Annotated in this window: 15 protein-coding genes; 6 read left to right on the forward strand and 9 right to left on the reverse strand. The window is 67.7% G+C overall.

The features are described 5' to 3' along the window. Window positions 1-14: 14 nt before the first annotated feature. The 5 genes from ACSQ9I_RS21480 to ACSQ9I_RS21500 all read right to left on the reverse strand — a co-directional run bounded on the left by ACSQ9I_RS21480 (window position 15) and on the right by ACSQ9I_RS21500 (window position 5124). On the reverse strand, window positions 15-998 hold the full coding sequence (locus ACSQ9I_RS21480) for a Bug family tripartite tricarboxylate transporter substrate binding protein (protein ID WP_436314385.1): 984 nt from the start codon (window positions 996-998) through the stop codon (window positions 15-17). A 41-nt stretch (window positions 999-1039) separates the two neighbouring features. Further along, window positions 1040-1918 carry an amidohydrolase family protein gene (locus tag ACSQ9I_RS21485; protein ID WP_436314386.1) on the reverse strand — a complete coding sequence of 293 codons (879 nt, stop codon included), beginning with the start codon at window positions 1916-1918 and terminating at the stop codon, window positions 1040-1042. Continuing rightward, a complete protein-coding gene (locus ACSQ9I_RS21490; protein ID WP_436314387.1) occupies window positions 1915-2922 on the reverse strand; it encodes a tripartite tricarboxylate transporter substrate binding protein in 1008 nt (335 codons plus the stop codon). The genes ACSQ9I_RS21485 and ACSQ9I_RS21490 overlap by 4 nt, the downstream gene beginning before the upstream one ends. 49 nt (window positions 2923-2971) lie before the next feature. Beyond that, the gene (locus tag ACSQ9I_RS21495) at window positions 2972-3844 is read right to left on the reverse strand and encodes an HpcH/HpaI aldolase/citrate lyase family protein (protein ID WP_436314388.1); all 873 of its coding nucleotides are present in this window, start codon (window positions 3842-3844) and stop codon (window positions 2972-2974) included. Between the two features lie 107 nt (window positions 3845-3951). Further along, window positions 3952-5124, reverse strand: coding sequence for an IS4 family transposase (locus ACSQ9I_RS21500; RefSeq protein ID WP_436314389.1), 1173 nt, complete (start codon window positions 5122-5124; stop codon window positions 3952-3954). A 159-nt stretch (window positions 5125-5283) separates the two neighbouring features. Here ACSQ9I_RS21500 and ACSQ9I_RS21505 point away from each other — a divergent pair, with 159 nt between their 5' ends. After that, a complete protein-coding gene (locus ACSQ9I_RS21505) occupies window positions 5284-6186 on the forward strand; it encodes a LysR family transcriptional regulator (RefSeq protein ID WP_436314390.1) in 903 nt (300 codons plus the stop codon). Between the two features lie 242 nt (window positions 6187-6428). Here ACSQ9I_RS21505 and ACSQ9I_RS21510 read toward each other — a convergent pair whose 3' ends face one another. From ACSQ9I_RS21510 to xdhC, 3 genes are all read right to left on the reverse strand, one after another. Further along, complete coding sequence (locus ACSQ9I_RS21510; protein WP_436314391.1) at window positions 6429-7757, reverse strand: glycerate kinase type-2 family protein; 1329 nt, start codon at window positions 7755-7757, stop codon at window positions 6429-6431. A gap of 34 nt (window positions 7758-7791) precedes the next feature. Next, a complete protein-coding gene (locus ACSQ9I_RS21515) occupies window positions 7792-8997 on the reverse strand; it encodes a urate hydroxylase PuuD (RefSeq protein ID WP_436290905.1) in 1206 nt (401 codons plus the stop codon). A 171-nt stretch (window positions 8998-9168) separates the two neighbouring features. Beyond that, window positions 9169-9975, reverse strand: a complete 807-nt coding sequence (gene xdhC / locus ACSQ9I_RS21520; protein ID WP_436314392.1) for a xanthine dehydrogenase accessory protein XdhC — start codon at window positions 9973-9975, stop codon at window positions 9169-9171. A gap of 53 nt (window positions 9976-10028) precedes the next feature. On the opposite strand from xdhC, the gene ACSQ9I_RS21525 reads away from it, so the two are divergent. Further along, the gene (locus ACSQ9I_RS21525) at window positions 10029-10565 is read left to right on the forward strand and encodes a hypothetical protein (protein ID WP_093102861.1); all 537 of its coding nucleotides are present in this window, start codon (window positions 10029-10031) and stop codon (window positions 10563-10565) included. Here the strand turns inward: ACSQ9I_RS21525 and uraH are convergent. Beyond that, complete coding sequence (gene uraH, locus ACSQ9I_RS21530; protein WP_093102860.1) at window positions 10550-10900, reverse strand: hydroxyisourate hydrolase; 351 nt, start codon at window positions 10898-10900, stop codon at window positions 10550-10552. The two genes, ACSQ9I_RS21525 and uraH, sit on opposite strands and share 16 nt — an antisense overlap. Window positions 10901-10974: 74 nt before the next feature. Between uraH and ACSQ9I_RS21535 the strand changes: the two genes are divergently transcribed. The 4 genes from ACSQ9I_RS21535 to ACSQ9I_RS21550 all read left to right on the forward strand — a co-directional run bounded on the left by ACSQ9I_RS21535 (window position 10975) and on the right by ACSQ9I_RS21550 (window position 15748). Continuing rightward, a complete protein-coding gene (locus ACSQ9I_RS21535; RefSeq protein WP_093102858.1) occupies window positions 10975-11649 on the forward strand; it encodes a GntR family transcriptional regulator in 675 nt (224 codons plus the stop codon). A 5-nt stretch (window positions 11650-11654) separates the two neighbouring features. Then, window positions 11655-12590, forward strand: coding sequence for an allantoinase PuuE (gene puuE / locus ACSQ9I_RS21540; RefSeq protein ID WP_436314393.1), 936 nt, complete (start codon window positions 11655-11657; stop codon window positions 12588-12590). A 153-nt stretch (window positions 12591-12743) separates the two neighbouring features. Continuing rightward, window positions 12744-14525 carry a 2-oxo-4-hydroxy-4-carboxy-5-ureidoimidazoline decarboxylase gene (gene uraD / locus ACSQ9I_RS21545; protein WP_436314394.1) on the forward strand — a complete coding sequence of 594 codons (1782 nt, stop codon included), beginning with the start codon at window positions 12744-12746 and terminating at the stop codon, window positions 14523-14525. Beyond that, window positions 14522-15748: a M20 family metallopeptidase gene (locus ACSQ9I_RS21550; RefSeq protein ID WP_436314395.1), complete on the forward strand. Its 1227-nt coding sequence runs from the start codon at window positions 14522-14524 to the stop codon at window positions 15746-15748. The genes uraD and ACSQ9I_RS21550 overlap by 4 nt, the downstream gene beginning before the upstream one ends. The last annotated feature ends 17 nt before the right edge of the window (window positions 15749-15765 follow it).

Raw genomic sequence — 15765 nt, forward strand, 5'->3', positions numbered from 1 at the left:
GAGCGCCTTCCGGTTCATTGGGGAGCGATGCGCGCATTCTTCGCGGCCTGGCCCCACTTGCCGATCTCGCCCGCGATAAAGCGGCCGAAATGCTCGCGCGTGTCGGCTGCCGGCGTGAAGGACAGCGCCTTCAGGCGCTCCTGCATCTCGGGCGTCGCCATCGCGCGGCCGACTGCCTGGTTGAGCTTGTCCAGGACGGCGGGCGGCGTGCCCGCGGGCGCAGCCAGCCCGATCCAGCCCACGGCCTCGAAGCCCTTGAGCCCTTGCTCGGCCAGGGTCGGCGCCTCGGGCAGCAAGGGCGTGCGCTCTGCCGAACCGACGCCGATCACCTTGAGCTTGCCCGCGCGCACCTGCGGCAGCACCGCCGGCAGCGCATCGAACATGAACTGCACCTGGCCGCCGATCAGTTGCGGCTGCGCCTCCGCCGCGCCCTTGAACGGCACGTGCACCGCCGGAACGCCGGCCTGGTGCAGGAACATCTCGGTCGTCAGGTGCGAGGTCGAGCCGTTGCCCGCGGAGGCGTAGTTCATCGCGCCCGATTTCGCTTTCGCGATGAACTGCTGCAGGTTGTCGAAAGGCGCGTCGCGGCTGGCCACCATGGTCTGGATCACGAGGCCCACGTTGGTCACCGGCGCTAAGTCGCGCACCGGGTCGTAGGGCAACCTGGCATAGATGGCCGGCGCCACCGCAAAGCCGGCGCTGGTGGCCATCACCAGCGTGTAGCCGTCCGGCGCAGCCTTGGCGACGAAGTCGGTGCCGATGGTGGTGCCGGCGCCGGCCTTGTTCTCCACCACGAAAGGCTGGCCGAGCGAACGCGCGAGCTGGTCGGCCACCAGCCGCGCCAGGATGTCGGTGGCCTGGCCGGCCGCGATTGGCACGATCAGCCTCACCGGGCGATTCGGATAGTCGGCTTGCGCCTGGGCGCGTGGCGCGAGCGCCAGCAGGGAGATCAGGAGCGGCAGCGAAAAGAAGCAGAACGCTCGGCGCGAGGAGAGCATGGGAAGTCGCTTTCGAAAAAAGAACGGAGGCGGCCAGGGCTTCAGGCGAAGCCGTAGAGGCGGGCCGGGTTGTCGACCAGGATGGCCCTGCGCGTCGCGGCATCGGGGACCCACTCGGCGAGCAGGTCCAGGAGCCGCGCATCGTCGGGCTTGTGTTCTTCCTCGGTGGGATGCGGCCAGTCGCTCCCCCACACCAACCGGTCGGGCGCGATGGCGGCCAGCGCACGGGCGTCGTCCACCGTGTCCGCATAGTCCGGCGCGCCGGTGCGCGTGTTGAGGTAGGCGCCGCTGAGCTTGACCCAGGCGCGACCTTCGCGAAGCAGTTCCTGCACGACGGCCAGGGCCGCATCCCGCGCTTCGCCGCCCACCGGCAGGCGCGCCAGGTGGTCGAAGACGACCGGGCACGGCAGCTGCCGCAGCACGGCCGCATGTTCGACGATCTGCGCCGCGTGAAAATGCAGTTGCAGATGCCAGCCGAACGGCGCGATGCGTTCGGCCAGCGGCAACAGCATGTCGAAGCGGGTCGACGCGCCGGTGGCGGCATGCAGCGTGAGCCGCAGGCCGCGGATCCCGCCCGCATCTAGCCGCTGCAGGTCGTCCTCGCTCACCTCGGGCGTCAGCACCGCGATGCCGCGCGTGTGCGCGGGCCCAAGCTGCGCGATCGCATCGAGCGTGGCGCTGTTGTCGGTGCCGTAAGCGCGCGGCTGAACCACCACTGCGCGGCGCGTGCCGAGCCGCTGCTGGATCAGCCGATAGTCGGCGGCCGTGGCATGCGCCGGCGTCGCGACCAGCTTCGCGCCGGGCGCTTCCGCAAAGCGCGCATCGAAGACATGGATGTGCGCATCGCAGGCTTCAGCCGGCGCCGGTTGGCGCGGGAGCGCACTGCCGGCGGAGTTGGGGAAAGCGTTCGTCGCCATCATTCGGTCGAGATGCCCGCGTCCTTGGCAACCTTCTGCCAGTACGGGATCTCGCGCTGGATCTGCGCGGTGAACTGCGCCGCGGTCAATCCCGCGGGCTCGGCGCCTTCGCGCTGGAGGAAGGACTTCATCTCCGGCCCTTCGACGATCTTGTTGATCTCGGCATTGAGGCGCTGCACCACCGCCGGCGGCGTGCCCGCGGGCGCGAGCAGGCCCCACCAGATGCTGAAGCTGTAGCCGGGCACGGCCTGCGCCATCGGCGCCAGCTCCGGCGCGATGGCGGAAGGCTTCGCGCTGGTGATGCCGATCGCGCGCGCCTTGCCCGAACGCAGCGCCGCCTGCAGCGATGGGCCGCTCGCGATCAGCACGTCGACGTTGCCGCCCATCAGATCGGTGGTGGCCGGCGCCATGCCGCGGTAAGGAATGTGCGTGATGAAGACGCCGGCACTCCCCTTCAGCAGCTCGGTCGCGAACTGGTTGGTGCTGCCGGGGCCGGAGGACGCGTAGTTGAGCTTGCCCGGCCGCTGCTTGGCCAGCGCTACCAGCTCGGCCGGCGTCCTTGCCGGCAGGTCGGCGCGCACCGCAACCACGAAAGGTCCCTGCGCCATCATGGCCACCGGCGCGAAGCTCTTCACCGGATCGAAAGGCAAGCGCGGCTGCACCGCGGCATTGGTCACGAAGCTCGAGGACACCGCCGCCAGCGTGTAGCCGTCGGCCGCTGCCTTGGCGACGATGCCGGTGCCCAGCGTGCCGCTGGCACCGGGCTTGTTGTCGATCACCACCGGCTGGCCCAGCGCCTCGGAAAGACGGCGGCCCACGGCCCGCGCGAACACGTCGTTGGAGCCGCCGGCCGGATAAGGCACGACGATCGTTATCGGCCGCGAAGGCCAGGGCTCCTGTGCTGTCGCACTGCTGCAGAAGACGGCGGCGCCGAGCATCGACATCAGGGCGGCTGCCGCGCGACGGCGCCCGGCGAGAGAGGGAATGAAGTGGCGAGCGATGGTCATGTTGTCTCCGGTCTGTTTGTGAAGGTCGATCGATGGGTGCCGCCGGCGCTCAGCGCTCCGGCAGCAGGCCGAGCCGCTTCGCGTCGGCCACGATGGCCTCGGCGCTGTGCACGAAAGGCGCGTCCACCATGCGGCCGTCGACCAGGTAGGCGCCCACGCCGCGGGCTTGCGCTTCGCGCGCCGCTTCGGTCACGCGCAGTGCGCGCGCAATGTCAGCCTCCGAGGGGCAGAACACCTGGTGCGCCAGCGCCACCTGGCTGGGATGGATGCAGCTCTTGCCCAGGTAGCCGAGGCGGCGCGCCATCTCGGCCTCGGCCAGATAGCCTTCGGCGTCCTTGACGTCGGCGAAGGCCGAGTCGTAGGCGAACACGCCGGCCTCCCCGGCCGCCAGCCGCATCGCGAACATGGCTGCATGCACGTTGGCGATGTCGCGGCGCGCGATGCCGAGCGGCTCGAACAGGTCGCCGAAGCCGAGCTGCAGGCCGGCCACGCGCGCATGCGCCTGCGCCATCGCGGCGGCCTGGCGCAGGCCCCTGGGCGACTCCACGTTCAGCAGCAGGCGCGCCGGGCGCGTGACGCCGTTCGCCCGCTCGGCCGTTTCCAGCGCGGCCACTGCGGCCATGACCTGCTCGATGGATTCGGCCTTGGGAAGATTCAAGAGATGCAGGCCCTCGCACGCCACGGCCGCAACGTCGGCCTCGAAGTGCGGCGTGTCGATCGCGTTGACGCGCACGATCAGCGTCTTGCCCGAAGCCTGCGCCGCGGCCGAGCGCAACAGCGCGCCGACCTGTGTCCGCGCCTCGGCCTTGCGATCCTCCGCAACGGCGTCCTCGAGGTCGAAGGAGAGCGCATCGGCAGGGCCGTCGAGCGCCTTGGGAAAGAGCTCCGGGCGCGAGCCGGGCACAAAAAGCTTGCTGCGCACTTTTTTGTCTCCAGAAGAAATTCCGAAGCCGAGTCTGCGCGCAGGCATCCAAAAGAAAAATCGCCTTGTGCTATTTTCAGAATATAGATTTCATCACTGCTGTCCGGTTAAAAGTTGAACAGATTCAACTGGTTAGCGAGGTCAGGCGGTTCCGAATGGGACAGATCGGCCTGCAAGGCGCATGAGAGCTGGGTTTTCTCGAATACCGAGACCGACAATATCTGTAGACAAGTGTAGAGAGAGGCATCGAGTTGAAGCTCCTTCCTGACAATGGCGATGAGCACGTAAGTGGCGACGGCGCACCAGACCTGCGTCTTTACCGCGTTCTCGCTGTTGCCCATGAAGTGTTTGATGCGCAGGTGCTGCTTGATCCACTTGAAGAACAACTCGACCTGCCAGCGGCTCTTGTAGAGCGCAGCGATCGTCAGCGCCGGCAAAGCCATGTGATTGGTCAGGAAGACGAGAGTCTTGCCCGACTCCGGGTCCTTGAACCGGATGCGTCGCAGGTGCTGCGGATACTTCTTCGCCGAGTAGTGCCCATTGAGCATCACTTGCTGATCGCTGATGATGCCGGTGCTGCGATCGGTGGTAGCCGAGTAGACGCGCCGGGCGTCCATCGGCGACTTGGCGCGCGTGACGAAGAAGGCGCCGGCCTGCTGCAGTGCATGCAGCCTCGCGAAGTCGACGTAGCCGCGATCCATCACATAGAACGCGCCGGCCTCGATGACCAGCGTGTCCAGCACGTTCACGTCGTGCAACTTGCCGTCGCTGATGTGGATGAACGCGGGGATGGCCCCGCGCAGGTCCAGCAGGGTGTGCAGCTTGATCGCCGCTTTGGTGGAGCGAAACGGCGCCCAGGAGAACAGGCTCAAGCACAGGTCGATGGTGCTGGAGTCCAGGGCGTAGACCGTGTTGTCCAATTCCACGCCGAGCACCGCATCGCCCACGTAGAGCTTGCGCGCGCGACGGATCAGCACCGCCGCCAGGTCGGACCAGATGCGCCAATCGCGCGACTCGTTCGCATCGGCCAGGGTCGATCGCTTGACCGCCGCGCGAAAACCCATCGCATAGAGCTTGCTGGCATTGGCGGACAGGCTGACCTCGATATCGCGCAGGCTCTCTCGCCACGTCAACTGGGCGAACGCCATGGCGCGGAACTGCTCGGCACAGGTCAGTGTGCGAACGCCCGAGTTGCCACCATAGCGATTCACGATTCGGGCGAAGCTGGTCCATGGAACGAACTCCATGAGTTGAGCGAACAAGGTCTTGCCGACGTACACGCGTGCTCCCCAGGGCTGTCAGACCCCGGAAAGTACGCGGTTCCTCGCGATCGACGTTCAAGTCGGCACCAAACAAAATCGGCCTGCGGCCCGCGCCAGTGCTTGATCTCAGGTTCGGCGCGGGTCATTTAACCGGACAGTAGTGAGATTTCATTTACTGTGAATACCGACTTCCTTAAGAGCTTCGTCGCGGTCATCGAGCACGGGTCGATGGCCGAAGCCGCGCGCCGGCTCAATCTCACGCCGGCGGCGATCGGCCAGCAGGTGCGCGCGCTGGAGCGCGAGATGGGCACGCCGCTGGTCAAGCGCATGGGCCGCACGGTGGCGCCCACCGAGGCCGGCGACCGCATCGCCCTGCGCGCGCGCGAGCTGCTGGTCCAGGTGGTCGACCTGCGCACGGTGGCCAACGACGCGACGCTGTCGGGCGACCTGAGGCTCGGCGCCGGCACCAACGCGCTGCTCGGCATGGTGCCGGACATCCTGGCCGGCCTGGTGAAGCGCTACCCGGGCGTGAACGTCTACGTGCAGCCCGGCTATTCGGTGGACATGCACCCCGCGGTGCAGCGCGGCGAGCTCGACGCCGCCATCGTGCTGCAGTCGCCGGTCGCCTTGCCCAAGGCCTTGTGCTGGCAGCTGCTGCGCGAGGAGCCGCTGGTGGTGCTGGCGCCCGCGAAATGGGCCGGCGCCGATCCGCACAAGCTGCTGGCGACGCAGCCGCTGATTCGCTATGACCGCACGCAATGGGGCGGCAGGCAGGCCGAGCAGTACCTGCGCAAGGCCGGCATCAAACCGCGCGAACGCTTCGAGCTCAACGCGCTCGGTGCCATCGCGGTGATGGTCGACCGCGGTCTCGGCGTTTCGCTGGTGCCCGACTGGATCCGGCCCTGGCCCGAGGGCTTGCGGCTCACGCGAATCCCGCTGCCGCTGCCCTTCGAGCCGCGCCGCATCGGGCTGATCTGGTCGCGTGCGTCGCTTCGGCTGCGGCTGGTCGAGGCGGTGCGCGAAGAGGCGATGGCCTTGTTCCCCGTCGCTACAGGACGGGCAAGACGCGGAAGTCGTTGACGAAGCTCAGGCGTTTGATTGAAGAGAGTACGGAGGTGCGGAGGCGGGCGGTATGCCCTGTGCCGCCGAGGAGCACAGCCTTTCGCGGATCAGGGCTCGCGATTGTCTGAGCCGAAGGCGAGTTCGAGCGAGACCCCGCGAAAGGCGAGCACCGCAGGGCAGCCGCGAAGCGGCCGGCGCAGTGGGGTCGAACGGCCCGTACCGCATACCGGGCGGGCGTCCATGAGACGGAAGAAGACGCCCTACAGCACCAGCAAGGCCCGGAAGTCGTTGACGTTGGTGTGCGTCGGTCCCGTCACGCAGAGGTCGCCGATGGCATCGAAGTAGCCGTAGGCGTCGTTGCGGTCCAGGTGGTCGGCGAGCTTGCGGCCTGCGGCCTCGGCGCGCGCCAGCGTGTCGGGGGTGACGAAGGCGCCGGCATTGTCTTCGACGCCGTCGATGCCATCGGTGTCGGCGGCAAGAGCCCACACATTTTTCTGCCCGGCCAGCGCGCCCGCGAGCCCGAGGCAGAACTCGCCCGCACGGCCGCCGCGGCCCTTGGCCTGGCCCGGCTGGCGCGGCCGGATCGTGACGGTCGTCTCGCCGCCCGAAAGAATCACGCAGGGCTTCGCGAAGGGCGCGCCGCGCAGCGCCACCGCGCGCGCCAGCGCGCCGTGCACCTTGCCGACCTCGCGCGATTCGCCCTCCATCTCGTCGCTCAGGATGTGGGCCTCGATGCCGGCCGCACGCGCCACGGCGGCAACGGCTTCGAGCGATTGCTGCGGCGTGGCGATCAGATGCGTGGCATGGCCCTTGAACACCGCGTCGGCGGGCTTGGGCGTTTCGAGCGCGCCGTTTTCGAGCTGCGCACGCACGGCGGCCGGCACCTCGATGCCGTAGCGGTCGAGGATGGCCAGGGCGTCGGCGCAGGTCGTCGCATCGGGCACCGTGGGGCCGCTCGCGATCACGGCCGGGTCGTCGCCCGGCACGTCGCTGATGGTGAGCGTGACCACCTGCGCCGGCGCGCAGGCCGCGGCGAGCCGGCCGCCCTTGATGCGCGAGAGATGCTTGCGCACGCAGTTCATCTCGCCGATGTGGGCACCCGATTCGAGCAGTTGCTTATTGATGCGCTGCTTGTCGGCCAGCGTGAGTCCTTCGGCCGGCAGCGTGAGCAGGGCCGAGCCGCCGCCCGAGATCAGGCACAGCACCAGGTCGTCGGCCGTGAGGCCTTCGGTCAGCGCGAGGATGCGCTCGGCCGCCTTGAGCCCGGCCTCGTCGGGCACCGGATGCGCGGCCTCGACGATCTCGATGCGCTGCGCCAGGCCTTCGGGACGTGGCGGAATGTGGTGGTAGCGCGTGACGACCAGGCCTTCGAGCTTCGCGTCGGCCGGCCACAGCGCCTCGAGCGCCTGCGCCATCGAGCCGCCGGCCTTGCCGGCGCCGAGCACCAGCGTGCGGCCCTTCGGCGGCTTGGGCAGGTAGGGGCCCATGCTGGCGAGCGGCAGCGCGCGTTCGACCGCGGCACGGTAGAGATGTTCGAGGAATTCGCGCGGCGCGGAATGGGGATCGGGTACGGGATTTGTTGGCTTCATTGCGAGTGTCTCCAGGCCCGATTGTCCACAGGCGCTAATTCGTCTTTGCGCCGGTCTCGAACCACTTGCCGATCAGCGCGCGCTCCGCGTCGGTGATGCCGGTCGAATTGTTCATCGGCATGATCTTGGTCACCACCACCTGCTGGTAGACGCCCTGCGCATGCGCCGCCACCTGGTCGGGCGTGTCGAGCCGCACGTTCTTCATCTGCACCTGCGCGCCGTGGCACATGTAGCAGCGTTGCTCCAGCACCTTCTTGACGTCGCCGAAGGCCACCTTCGGTGCCGCAGCGCCCGCCACCGGCGCGGCCGCGGGCTCGGGCCGCATCCAGACGATGGAAAGGCCCAGCACCACGACGCCGACCATCGCATAGGGCAGCGGATTGCCCGCGTTGCCGAGCTTGAAGCGATGCCGCACCACGAAGAACTGCCGGATCGCCGCGCCGCCGAGCATGATGAGCAGCAGCACGATCCAGTTGTACTTGTGCGTGTAGGTGAAGCTGTAGTGATTGCTCAGCATCGCGAACAGCACCGGCAGCGTGAAGTAGGTGTTGTGCACGCTGCGCTGCTTGCCGCGCTCGCCGTGGATCGGATCGACCGGCAGGCCGGCACGCAGCGCCGCCACGTTCTTGCGCTGGCCCGGGATGATCCAGAAGAACACGTTGCCGCTCATGGTCGTGGCCATCATCGCGCCCACCAGCAGGAAGGCCGCGCGGCCCGCGAACCACTGGCAGGCCAGCCAGGTCGCGAATACGATGAAGAGCGCGACCAGCACGCCGACGATGGTGTCGCCGTTCTTGCGCCGGCCGAAGAGCTGGCAGATGCCGTCGTAGACCATCCAGAAGACGACGAAGAAGGCCAGCGCCACGCCGATTGCGGCGCCGGGCTGCCAGTCCATCCTGGACTTGTCGATCAGGTAGGTGCTCGCGTTCCACAGGTAGGACATGGTGAAGAGCGCGAAGCCGGTGATCCAGGTGGAGTAGCTCTCCCAGTAGGACCAGTGCAGGTGGTCCGGCAGCTTCTTCGGCGCCAGCGCGTACTTCTGCATGTTGTAGAAGCCGCCGCCATGCACCGCCCACTGCTCGCCGCCGACGCCCTTGTCCAATGATTCCTGGTCCTGCGGCTTCTCGAGGCTGTTGTCCAGCATCACGAAGTAGAAGGACGCGCCGATCCAGGCGATGGCGGTGATGACGTGGACCCAGCGCAGCAGCAGATTGGCCCAGTCGAGGTAGTAGCTTTCCATGTGCTCAACCTTGCATTGGCCTGCTCACCACTGCGGGCGCTGTAAGCAGAGAGAGTGCCGCGAACGCAGACCCTCGTGGGGGCCTCGCTCCGCTGCGGCTTGTGGACTGGAGTGTATACACTTTTTAGCTGGAGTTCGAGGGTTTTCTTCACACAGCCGTGCTGGAAAACCCTAGCTCAGCGATTGCAACAACTGTGCCGCCACTGCCACGGCAATGACTTCCGGCTCCTTGCCCGTGATGCCCGGCACGCCGATCGGGCAGGTGATGCGCGCCAGCTCGTCGGCCGTGAAGCCCCTCGCCTCCAGCCGATGGCTGAAGGTCGCCCACTTGGTCTTGCTGCCGATCAGGCCGACGTAAGGCAGGTCGTTGCGCGCGCGCAGGCGCTTCAAGCAGGCGATCACGATGTCCAGGTCCTCGGCATGGCTGAAGCTCATGATCAGCACCCGCGAACCCGGCGCGAGCTGCGCCACCGCGTCCTGCACCGGCTCCGAATGCTCGGTCTCGATCTGCGCCGGCAGCGCATCGGGGAACACGCCGTCGCGGCTGTCGATCCAGCGCACGGTGAAGGGCAGGGTCGACAGCAGCCGCGCCAGCGCCGCCCCCACGTGGCCGCCGCCGAAGAGCGCCACCGGCTCCAGGTGCGCGAGCAGCTCGCCCTGCAGCGCCTTCGCGTCCGATGCCGCGATGCGGCGGAACGAGAGGAACACCACGCCGCCGCAGCACTGGCCCAGGCTCGGGCCCAGCGGATAGCGCCGCACGCCTTCGATGGCCGCGCCGCCGGCAAGCCAGGAGCGCGCTTCCTCGGTGGCCTGGAACTCGAGCTGGCCGCCGCCGATGGTGGCCGTGAGTCCCTCGGCCCAGACCGCCATCCAGGTGCCGGCTTCGCGCGGCGCCGAGCCCTGCGTCTTCTCGACGCGCACCAGCACGCCCTCTTCGCGCGCGAGCCGTGCGAGCAGTTCGTCGACCATGCCGTTCATGAGCGATACCCTCTGTAGTGGGAGCGCCTTGTGCGCAAGGTATAAATCCACCGATGGATCTGCAACTTTTCACGCCGCTGCGCCGCGCCCTCGCGGCCACCCTGACGACCGCACTCGGCCTGGCCGGCTGCGGCACGCCCAGCCCCACGGCACCGATCACTTCGACGGTGCCCGGCCAATTGACCCGCGCCGTTCCCGATGGCTCGACGGCCCACGCGATGCCTAGGCCGTCGAACGCAGCCAACGCCCGCGAGTACCGCCAGGACGCCGCGCGCCACATCTATGCGCGCAACGGCGCACGCATCTACAGCGGCAAGCTGCCGCCGCTGCTCTATGCGGTCGGCACGCTGCAGGTCAGCCTCGACGCCAACGGCAAGGTCGTCTCGATGCACTGGATGCGCGCGCCGAAGCACGCGCCCGAAGTGATCGCGGAGATCGAGCGCACCGTGCTCGAAGCCTCGCCCTACCCGGCCGCCAGCCGCATCGGCAAGCTGGTCTGGACCGACACCTGGCTGTGGGACAAGGGTGGGCATTTCCAGCTCGATACGTTGACCGAAGGCCAGCTCTCTTCGTTTCAAGATCCGCGGTAGGTGGAGTAGCTCCAAGGGCTCACCAGCAGCGGCACGTGGTAGTGCTGGTCGGTGTGGGCCACGCCGAAATCCAGCGACACGCGATTGAGGAAGTTGGGCTCGGGCAGCTTCACACCCTTGGCCTTGAAGTACCCCGCCACGTCGAACACCAGCCGGTAGGTGCCGACCTTCAGCGTGCTGTTGTCGTAGAGCGGTGCGTCGCTGCGGCCATCCGAATTGAGCGTGAAGCGCTTGACGAGCGTCGCCTGCTCGCCGTCGGTGGTGAACAGCGCGACCTCCATGCCGGCCGCGGGGCCGCCGTGCATGGTGTCCAGTACGTGGGTGCTCAAGCCCATGGTTGTGCTCCTTCAAGGCATTCGGGAAATTCCGGTCGACAAAAGTGTATACAGTTCTCGGCTTTGGGTCTATCATGAAAAACATGGACTCGACCACCACCCGCGCCATCGTCGACGCACTCACCAAAGCCATTGTGGAACACCGGCTGCAGCCCGGCAGCAAGCTGGCGGAACAGAAGCTGGCCGACCACTTCGGCGTCTCGCGCACGCTGGTGCGCCAGGCGCTGTTCCAGTTGTCGCAGAACAAGCTGATCCGGCTCGAGCCCGCGCGCGGCGCCTTCGTCGCGGCGCCGGCGGTCGACGAGGCGAAGCAGGTCTTCGCGGTGCGCCGCATGCTGGAAGCCGAGATGACGCGCGCCTTCGTGCGCAGCGTGACACCGGCCAAGATCAAGGCGCTCAGGGAGCATGTGGCGCTCGAGAAAGCCGCGGTCTCGGGCGAAGACGTTTCGGGCCGCACCGAGCTGCTCGGCGACTTCCACGTGCGCATGGCGGAGCTCATGGGCAATGCGGTGCTGGCGCAGATTCTCGGCGAGCTGATCTCGCGCTGCGCCCTCATCACGCTGATGTACCAGAGCGCGAGCGCGGCCGAGCACTCGAACGACGAGCATGCCGACATCGTGAAGGCGCTGGCCGCCAAGGACGAAGAGCTCGCGGTGCAGCTCATGACCGAGCACCTGCTGAACGTCGAGGCCAACCTCGTTTTCGACCGCAAGGTCCCCACCCACGACATCAGCCTCGCATTAGCCTGAAGCGCATGAGCACTTACGACACCACCCTGCCCTACCCGCGCGACCTGGTCGGCTACGGCCGCAACCCGCCCCATGCGCAATGGCCCGGCCGCGCGCGCATCGCGGTGCAGTTCGTCCTCAACTACGAGGAAGGCGGCGAGAACTGCGTGCTGCATGGCGACGCGGGTTCCGAGCAATTTCTCTCCGAGATGTTCAACCCGGCGAGCTTCCCCGACCGGCACATCAGCATGGAGGGCATCTACGAATACGGCTCGCGCGCGGGCGTCTGGCGCATCCTGCGCGAGTTCGAGAAGCGCGGCCTGCCGCTCACCGTGTTCGGCGTCGGCATGGCGCTCGAGCGCTACCCTGAGGTCGCGGCCGCCTTCAAGGAACTGGGCCACGAGATCGCCTGCCACGGCTGGCGCTGGATCCACTACCAGAACCTCGACGAGGCCACCGAGCGCGAGCACATGCGCCTGGGCATGGAAGCGATCCAGAAGCTCACCGGCGAGCGCGCGCTCGGCTGGTACACCGGCCGCGACAGCCCGCGCACGCGCCGCCTGGTCGCCGACTATGGCGGCTTCGAATACGACAGCGACTACTACGGCGACGACCTGCCCTTCTGGATGAAGGTGCAGAAGACCGACGGCAACGTCGTGCCGCAGCTCATCGTGCCCTACACGCTGGACTGCAACGACATGCGCTTCGCGCTGCCGCAAGGCTACTCGCACGCCGACCCCTTCTTCCAGTACATGAAGGACAGCTTCGACGCGCTCTACGCCGAGGGCGAGGAGGCGCCGAAGATGATGAGCATCGGCATGCACTGCCGCCTGCTCGGCCGCCCCGGCCGCATCACGGCGCTGCAGCGCTTCCTGGACCACATCGCGAAGCACGACAGCGTGTGGGTGTGCCGCCGCCTCGACATCGCGCGCCACTGGAAGGCGACGCACCCCTATGCATGAAGCTCTCCCCCAGGCTTGCCCACTTCGTGTGGCCGCCAACCCCCTCACCGGGGGCGACACCAGCGGCCCGGCAAAGCCGGTTCCGCGGTGTCCCCCGAACGGGCCTGGCTTTGCCGGCCGCTGCTTTCATGCCTTCGCCATGGAGTCACTGACATGAAATTGACCATCGAACAACTGAACACCGCCACGCCGGACGAAGTCGCGGCGCTGCTGGCCGGCACCTACGAGCATTCGCCGTGGATCGCGAAACGTGCCGCCGCCGCCCGCCCCTTCCGCTCGCTCGCGCACCTCAAGCACGCGCTGGTGCAGGTCGTCGCCGGCGCCTCCGCCGACGAGCAGCTGGGCCTGATCCGCGCCCATCCCGAGCTCGCGGGCAAGGCCATGGTCAGCAAGACGCTCACCGCCGAATCCACCAACGAGCAGGGCAAGGCCGGCCTGACCGATTGCACGCCCGAGGAGTTCGCGAAGATCCAGCAGCTCAACGCCGACTACAACGCGAAGTTCGGCTTCCCCTTCATCCTCGCGGTGCGCGGGCCGCGCGGCACCGGTTTGAGCAAGCGCGAGATCATCGACACCTTCGAGCGCCGTCTGCACAACCATCCGGGCTTCGAGCTGGGCGAGGCGCTGCGCAACATCCACCGCATCGCCGAGATCCGTCTCGACGACAAGTTCGGCGCCCTGCCCGCGCTCGGCAACGAGGTGTGGGACTGGCAGGAACAACTCTCGGTGCACACCGACCCGGGCTACGCCGAAAAGGGCCAGCTCACCGTGACCTACCTGACCGAGGCACACCGCGCCTGCGCGCGGCAGATCGCCGACGGGATGCGCGAAGCGGGCTTCGACACTGTGAACATCGATGCCGTCGGCAACGTGGTCGGCCGCTACGAGGGCGCCACGCCCGGCGCCAAGACGCTGCTCACCGGCTCGCACTACGACACCGTGCGCAATGGCGGCAAGTACGACGGGCGGCTGGGCATCTTCGTGCCCATGGCTTGCGTGCGTGAGCTCAAGCGCCAGAACCGCCGCCTGCCCTTTGCCTTCGAGGTGGTGGGCTTTGCCGAAGAGGAAGGCCAGCGCTACAAGGCCACCTTCCTGGGCTCGGGCGCGCTGATCGGCCATTTCGATCCCAAGTGGCTGGACCAGAAGGACGCCGACGGCATCACCATGCGCGAGGCACGGCAGATCGCCGGCCTCAAGGAAGAAGACATCGCCAAGCTGCAGCGCGATCCGGCCAAGTACCTCGGCTTCATCGAAGTGCACATCGAGCAGGGCCCGGTGCTCAACGAGCTCGACATCCCGCTCGGCATCGTGACCTCGATCAACGGCGGCGTGCGCTACGTGGGCGAGGTGATCGGTATGGCCAGCCACGCCGGCACCACGCCGATGGACCGCCGCCGCGATGCCGCCGCCGCGGTGGCCGAGCTGATCCTCTTCGCCGAGCAGCGCGCCGCGAGGGACGGCGACTCGGTCGCCACCGTCGGCATGCTCGAAGTGCCGAGCGGCTCGATCAACGTGGTGCCCGGCCTCTGCAAGTTCAGCCTGGATATGCGCGCACCCAACAACCCGCAGCGCGACGCGCTGACGGCCGATGTGCTGGCCGAGCTCAAGGCCATCTGCGAGCGCCGCGGCGTGCGCTACACCCTGGAAGAAAGCATGCGGGCCTCGGCCGCGCCGAGCGCGCCCGAATGGCAGCAGCGCTGGGAGAAGGCGGTGGACACGCTCGGCGTACCGCTGTTCCGCATGCCCAGCGGCGCCGGCCACGACGCGATGAAGCTGCACGAGGTGATGCCGCAGGCCATGCTCTTCGTGCGCGGCATCAACTCCGGCATCAGCCACAACCCGCTCGAATCGAGCACCAATGACGACATGCAGCTGGCGGTGGAAGCCTTCCAGCTGCTGCTGAACAACCTCGCCACCGAACAAGCACCCTCATGACCGACTACAACAAACTCGACGCCTGGATCGACGCCCACTTCGACGAGGAAGTGCAGTTCCTGCAACAGCTGGTGCGCGTGCCCACCGACACGCCCCCGGGCAACAACGCCCCGCACGCCGAACGCACGGCCGAGCTGCTGAAGGACTTCGGCTTCGAGGCCGAGAAGCATGCCGTGCCCGAGCAGGAGGTGAAGGACTACGGCCTCGAATCGATCACCAACCTGATCGTGCGGCGCAAGTACGGAAGCGAGGGCCGCACCGTGGCATTGAATGCCCACGGCGACGTGGTGCCGCCCGGCGAAGGCTGGACGCACGACCCCTACGGCGGCGAGATCGAGAACGGCAGCCTCTACGGCCGCGCCGCCGCGGTCAGCAAGAGCGACTTCGCGAGCTTCACCTTTGCGCTGCGCGCGCTCGAAGCGGTGGCCAGGCCGGCGCGCGGCAGCGTCGAACTGCACTTCACCTACGACGAGGAATTCGGCGGCATCCTGGGCCCGGGCTGGCTGCTCAAGAACGGCCTCACCAAGCCCGACCTGATGATCGCGGCCGGCTTCAGCTACGAGGTGGTGACGGCGCACAACGGCTGCCTGCAGATGGAAGTCACGGTGCACGGCAAGATGGCGCATGCCGCGATCCCGACGACCGGCGTCGACGCGCTGCAGGGCGCGGTGCAGATCCTGAACGCGCTCTATGCGCAGAACACGCTCTACCGGCAGGTCACGTCCAAGGTCGAGGGCATCACGCACCCGTATCTCAACGTCGGCCGCATCGAGGGCGGCACCAACACCAATGTCGTGCCCGGCAAGGTGGTCTTCAAGCTGGATCGCCGCATGATCCCGGAAGAGAACCCGGTCGAGGTCGAGGCCACGATCCGAAAGGTGATCGCCGACGCGGCGGAAGCGCTGCCCGGCATCACGGTCGAGATCAAGCGCCTGCTGCTGGCCAATTCGATGAAGCCGCTGCCCGGCAACAAGCCGCTGGTCGAGGCGATCCAGAAGCACGGCCAGGAGATCTTCGGCGAGCCGATCAAGGCCATGGGCACGCCGCTCTATACCGACGTGCGGCTCTACGGCGAAGCCGGCATCCCGGGCGTGATCTACGGCGCCGGACCGCGCACCGTGCTCGAATCGCACGCCAAGCGCAACGACGAGCGCGTGGTGCTCGAAGACCTGCGGCGCGCGACCAAGGTGATCGCGCGCACGCTCAGCGACCTGCTGAACTGAGCCCGAGCGGGTGCGCC

The organism is Variovorax sp. LjRoot84, assembly GCF_964254305.1.
Taxonomy (GTDB): Bacteria; Pseudomonadota; Gammaproteobacteria; order Burkholderiales; family Burkholderiaceae_C; genus Variovorax.

What these genes read in the sequence shown, in the direction of transcription:
- ACSQ9I_RS21510 (WP_436314391.1), bottom strand. Translation starts at nt 7,757, where the DNA reads ATGAAGCCAACAAATCCCGTACCCGATCCCCATTCCGCGCCGCGCGAA.
- uraD (WP_436314394.1), top strand. Translation starts at nt 12,744, where the DNA reads ATGAAATTGACCATCGAACAACTGAACACCGCCACGCCGGACGAAGTC.
- ACSQ9I_RS21485 (WP_436314386.1), bottom strand. Translation starts at nt 1,918, where the DNA reads ATGATGGCGACGAACGCTTTCCCCAACTCCGCCGGCAGTGCGCTCCCG.
- ACSQ9I_RS21550 (WP_436314395.1), top strand. Translation starts at nt 14,522, where the DNA reads ATGACCGACTACAACAAACTCGACGCCTGGATCGACGCCCACTTCGAC.
- ACSQ9I_RS21525 (WP_093102861.1), top strand. Translation starts at nt 10,029, where the DNA reads ATGGATCTGCAACTTTTCACGCCGCTGCGCCGCGCCCTCGCGGCCACC.
- ACSQ9I_RS21515 (WP_436290905.1), bottom strand. Translation starts at nt 8,997, where the DNA reads ATGGAAAGCTACTACCTCGACTGGGCCAATCTGCTGCTGCGCTGGGTC.
- uraH (WP_093102860.1), bottom strand. Translation starts at nt 10,900, where the DNA reads ATGGGCTTGAGCACCCACGTACTGGACACCATGCACGGCGGCCCCGCG.
- ACSQ9I_RS21480 (WP_436314385.1), bottom strand. Translation starts at nt 998, where the DNA reads ATGCTCTCCTCGCGCCGAGCGTTCTGCTTCTTTTCGCTGCCGCTCCTG.
- ACSQ9I_RS21490 (WP_436314387.1), bottom strand. Translation starts at nt 2,922, where the DNA reads ATGACCATCGCTCGCCACTTCATTCCCTCTCTCGCCGGGCGCCGTCGC.
- ACSQ9I_RS21535 (WP_093102858.1), top strand. Translation starts at nt 10,975, where the DNA reads ATGAAAAACATGGACTCGACCACCACCCGCGCCATCGTCGACGCACTC.
- puuE (WP_436314393.1), top strand. Translation starts at nt 11,655, where the DNA reads ATGAGCACTTACGACACCACCCTGCCCTACCCGCGCGACCTGGTCGGC.
- xdhC (WP_436314392.1), bottom strand. Translation starts at nt 9,975, where the DNA reads ATGAACGGCATGGTCGACGAACTGCTCGCACGGCTCGCGCGCGAAGAG.